Origin of the sequence: Carnobacterium sp. (genome assembly GCF_049673005.1) — a bacterium.
GTDB lineage: Bacteria > Bacillota > Bacilli > Lactobacillales > Carnobacteriaceae > Carnobacterium_A.
Map to the genome: position 1 here is coordinate 1 of NZ_JBATXB010000089.1, position 4511 is coordinate 4511.

The 4511-nt window shown below is 33.4% G+C and carries 5 protein-coding genes and 1 pseudogene; 2 read left to right on the forward strand and 4 right to left on the reverse strand.

The features are described from left to right. Nucleotides 1–185: pseudogene (locus WBF61_RS06950) on the reverse strand (DUF421 domain-containing protein); the annotation flags it as partial. Nucleotides 186–372: 187 nt separating this feature from the next. Between WBF61_RS06950 and WBF61_RS06955 the strand changes: the two are divergent. Both WBF61_RS06955 and WBF61_RS06960 read left to right on the forward strand, forming a co-directional pair. After that, nucleotides 373–801, forward strand: coding sequence for a GNAT family N-acetyltransferase (locus WBF61_RS06955; RefSeq protein WP_424255126.1), 429 nt, complete (start codon nt 373–375; stop codon nt 799–801). A gap of 93 nt (nt 802–894) precedes the next feature. Continuing rightward, on the forward strand, nt 895–1602 hold the full coding sequence (locus WBF61_RS06960) for an MgtC/SapB family protein (RefSeq protein WP_424255128.1): 708 nt from the start codon (nt 895–897) through the stop codon (nt 1600–1602). 61 nt (nt 1603–1663) lie between these two features. Here WBF61_RS06960 and WBF61_RS06965 read toward each other — a convergent pair whose 3' ends face one another. The 3 genes from WBF61_RS06965 to WBF61_RS06975 form a co-directional block, all read right to left on the reverse strand. Beyond that, nucleotides 1664–2074 (reverse strand): GtrA family protein, encoded by a 411-nt coding sequence (locus WBF61_RS06965; RefSeq protein ID WP_424255129.1) that lies wholly within the window; start codon nt 2072–2074, stop codon nt 1664–1666. A 150-nt stretch (nt 2075–2224) separates the two neighbouring features. Continuing rightward, complete coding sequence (gene gpmA, locus WBF61_RS06970) at nt 2225–2911, reverse strand: 2,3-diphosphoglycerate-dependent phosphoglycerate mutase (protein WP_424255131.1); 687 nt, start codon at nt 2909–2911, stop codon at nt 2225–2227. Between the two features lie 40 nt (nt 2912–2951). After that, nucleotides 2952–4289, reverse strand: a complete 1338-nt coding sequence (locus tag WBF61_RS06975; protein WP_424255133.1) for a dihydrolipoyl dehydrogenase family protein — start codon at nt 4287–4289, stop codon at nt 2952–2954. Nucleotides 4290–4511: the final 222 nt, after the last annotated feature.

Consider the following 4511-nt stretch of genomic DNA (forward strand, 5'->3'; position numbering starts at 1 on the left):
CGGCTTGTTAATAGAGTAGCCAGTATCGAACCAAACGCTACTGTAACAACAAAATCAAAGGCATTCATTTTAGATAAAACTCTTTTACCAAAAAAACGTAAGACGCCAATAAATAGTAAGTACGCAACTGTTCCAACAATTATAATTTTAAAAACAGTACCCCAATCACTAAAATAAATCGACATTTCTCTTACCTCCGTTCTATTGTTTCCAACTTTATTATACTTTTTCACGATACTTAATACAAAGATTGCTATCAACCATCTTGAATAAGCAGGTACTCTTGCTCTAACCTCACATATAAATTGACTTCTTGTGGCTTATTTGTCAGACTAACATTAAATTAAGTATTATAGAAAGGAGAATGTTTAAATGAAACTTCATATTGGTAATGAAATTTGGAATAAAGCTAGTGCTTTCTATGTTAGAATGTCTGTTTTTGTATTAGAAAGAGGAATGGAACTTTCTGAAGAATTTGACCAATTAGATTGTTCAACGATAGATTACGCTGTTATGTATGACCTTGAAAAACCTGTGTCTACTGGTAGGTATGAATTCCTTGACGATAACATTATTAGAATTGGTCGTATTGCAACCTTAAAAGAATACCGCGGTCAAAAATTAGGTCGAGCCATTATTCAAAAGTTAGAGACTATTGGACGTGAAAAGGGTTGCCTTAAAGCGTCTATTCATTCTGAACAAACGGCCGCTTCTTTTTATGAAGAACTTGACTATATCGTTGTATCTGATGAATTTTATGAAAATAATGTTCCTTGCGTATTACTAGAAAAAAAATTGTAACCGATTTAACCTAAAAAGATAAGAACTGTTTTCGTTTAGACGGTGATAGTGTATCTATTCTGTAGACTAAAATTTGAAAGGTCGGTGCTAACTATGTTTGAATTGGATTCATTTGAAATTGTCGGACGATTGCTTGTTTCTATTTTATTCGGTGGCGTTATTGGTTATGAACGTGAGATAAAGGGGCATAATGCTGGATTAAGAACTCATATCTTAGTTTGTGTAGGCGCTACATTATTTTCTTTAGTGCAACTTCAAGCGACTTATACGACAATTAAATTAGCGATGGAAAGTCCAGATTTGCTCCAAGTTTTAAATTCTGATCTTACACGTATACCTGCTCAAATTGTTAGTGGAATCGGTTTTCTAGGTGCAGGTACCATTATTGTAACGAAACGAAGTGTAACGGGGTTAACAACGGCGGCTTCAATCTGGGCAACTGCCAGTTTAGGGATTGCTGTTGGAATGGGGTATTACTTTATTGCTTTTTCAGGTAGCATTATCATTTTGTTAATATTAATGGCTATTAGAAAAGTTTTTCGTGTACAGGACTATAAAACGCTTGAAGTCAGTTATTATAAACGAAAAGAAACAAAGAAAGCTATTCAAGATTATTTTGATGCCAATAAGATTCTTGTTGTTGATCTAGATTACTTAGTAGACTCGTATAAAGAAGACAAAGCAGTCTTTCTCGTCATTTATACATTAAGTATTCCTGAAAAATTATCTGCAACAGGAATTGTGGAAGACTTATCCGACTTAGATTCAATCATTGGGATACGAACAATTAAAGATGTTTAAAAAGAAAGAAAGAAAGAAGAATAAAAGGAAATCCTTCATTCTTCTTATTCAGTAATATTATTTATTTCTTAAAAATAAACCATTTACTAAAAAAATAATTTAAAAATACGACAATTATTTGAGTAGCTAGTTTAGCTACATTCGAATTCCATTGAAGGACACCTATTAGAAGTAGCATACTTAACATATCAAATCCCGCTGAAATTAAACGAAAACTGCAAAATAAAAAAAATTCTTTTATCCAAGCTCTAATGGTTACTGATTCAGATTTAAAGACATATTTTTTATTTGTAAAAAAAGCAAATATTATTGAAGCTAGAATAGAAAGTGCATTAGCAATCAAGTATTGAATATCCAGTACCGTATCGAATGCATAAAAAACTATAAAATTAACAAGAGTTGTCAGCACCCCAAAAATTAAATAGCTAAGAATCTCTTGGTTTCTTTCATACAGTTTTTTTAACGTTAACATAAAATTACCTCACACTACTTTTATTTGTCTGATTTACTACTTAGCTTTTCGCTCGTACTTTTACAAGTATATCCTTTAAAACTATAATCGTCCATCTAACTTCAAGAAAAAATAAGAATAAAAGAAATTTCTCTTTTATTCTTATTCTTATTATAAATAATATTTTTTGGTAACGGCTAATTCATCATTTAATTCATAAACCAGTGGTTGACCCGTTGGTATTTCTAATGACATAATGTCCTCATCAGATATTTCTTCGATGTACTTAGCTAACGCACGCAATGAATTTCCGTGAGCAGCTACTAATACAGTTTTTCCATCTAGAATAGCTGGTGCAATTTGATCTTCCCAGAAAGGAATGACACGTTCTAGAGTCGTTTCTAAGTTTTCTCCCATTGGAACAACACGTTTTTGTAAATTTGAGTATCTTCTATCGTTCAATGCTGAATTAGGATCGCTTGGTTCTAACAACGGAGGTAAGGTATCATATGAGCGCCTCCACAATTGAACTTGCTCAATACCATACTCATCGGCTGTAGCTTTTTTATTTAACCCTTGCAAGGCACCATAATGACGTTCATTTAATCGCCATGTTTTAACTTCTGGGACCCATAGTTGATCAGATTCCTCTAACACAATCTGACACGTTTTAATTGCACGTTTCAAAACAGATGTAAAGGCCTCATCGAATTCAATTCCAGCTTCTTTAATCTTTTTACCTGCTTCATGAGCTTCTTTTAATCCCGCAACACTTAAATCAACATCAACCCAACCAGTAAACTTATTTAACGCGTTCCATTCACTCTGTCCATGGCGGACAAATACGATTCTTTTCAAATCTTCACCCCTCTCACTTGTCTCTTTCATTTTCAGTTGTTTATTTATAAATAGAGCTTAAATCACTGGCATGAGTTGGATAAGCCATAATGAATTGCGCTGTTTCTTGAGTAGTTATCTTTTTATTGATTAATAAAGTCAAGAAGTTAATCATTTCATCTGCTTTTGCATTTAAACAAGATGCACCCACTAACAGTCCGGTTTCTCTATGCGTAATTACTTTTATTTTAGATACAGGTTCATTAACACGACGATAGCTAAACCAAGAAGTTGCGTCAATAGTCGTCACCTCATAAGTTTCTTTTTGTTCTGTTGCTTGTTTTGTAGATATACCTGTTTGAGCTAGTTTAGGACTAGAGTAAATCACTGTTGGAATAGATGGATAGGTTATTTTCTCTGATGTTTTACCGGTTAGATAATTAGCTAAATAAGCTCCTTCAAAACTGGCTACCGGTGTTAATTTTTCTGCTTTTTTCGATACAACATCTCCACAAGCAAAAATAATTTCGTTGCTCGATTGTAAGTATTCATTTACTTTAATTCCTTTTTTATCAACTGTTACTCCTGCTTTTTCAAGATTTAATTCTTCACTGTTAGGCGTCCGACCTGTTGCACAAAATACTAAGTCAGCCGTTATAGATTCATTATTATCAGCTGTCAAAATAAATTGGTCATCCGTTTGGACTACACTTTTTGTATTCAAATTATAATGAAACGTCACACCTTTCGATTCTAATTGCTGAATAAGTTCATCAATAAGTTCTAAATCAAACGCTTTCAGCGGGCGATCATTGTGATGTACAATATGAACTTCAGCTCCTGCGGCATTTGCTATCGTCGCCAACTCAAACGCAACATAGCCACCACCAATAAAAATAACTTTTTTAGGCATTTCTTTTAAAGATAAGAAGTCTGCACTAGTTAATAAATGTTCTTTCCCTTCAATATTCAATAACGTAGGTCTTGCCCCCGTCGCGATAATAAATTTCTCAGCTGTAAGTGTATCATTATTTACTTGTATCGTATTCTCATTAATAAACACAGCTTTCCCTTTAACGGTTTCTATTTCCGCTGTTTCTAGACTTTTTTTAGACGCTGTTGACATAGGTTTTATAATACTTTCTTTGAATGACATCAAATCAGGCCAATGAACTTGAGGATTAACTGAAAAACCTTTTCCGGATAAATGAGTTACTGCATCTTTCGTTTCAACTGCTGCGTATAAAAGTTTTTTAGGATCGCACCCTCGATTTGGGCAAGTTCCGCCCCATAAATCATTCTCGATAACCGCAATTTTTTTCTTAGTTGCCAGCTCATGTGCGACTGCCATACCAGCTACACCACTACCAATAACGATAACATCATAGATTTTCTCCATTTGTAAACCCTCCCTTTAATTACGTTTTACCACAGACCACACATAATTACTATTAACTCCACTTATACTTGTAACTATTTTCTATTAATTTTTTAGTTAGTGTAAAGTAATTGTTGGAAACGAAAAAAAAGAAACAACTCCTGTGTTAAACTGTTTTTACCTACTAAAAACATAGAACAGGAGTTGTTCCTTAATGGATATTATACAGTATGCAGTCGTAAA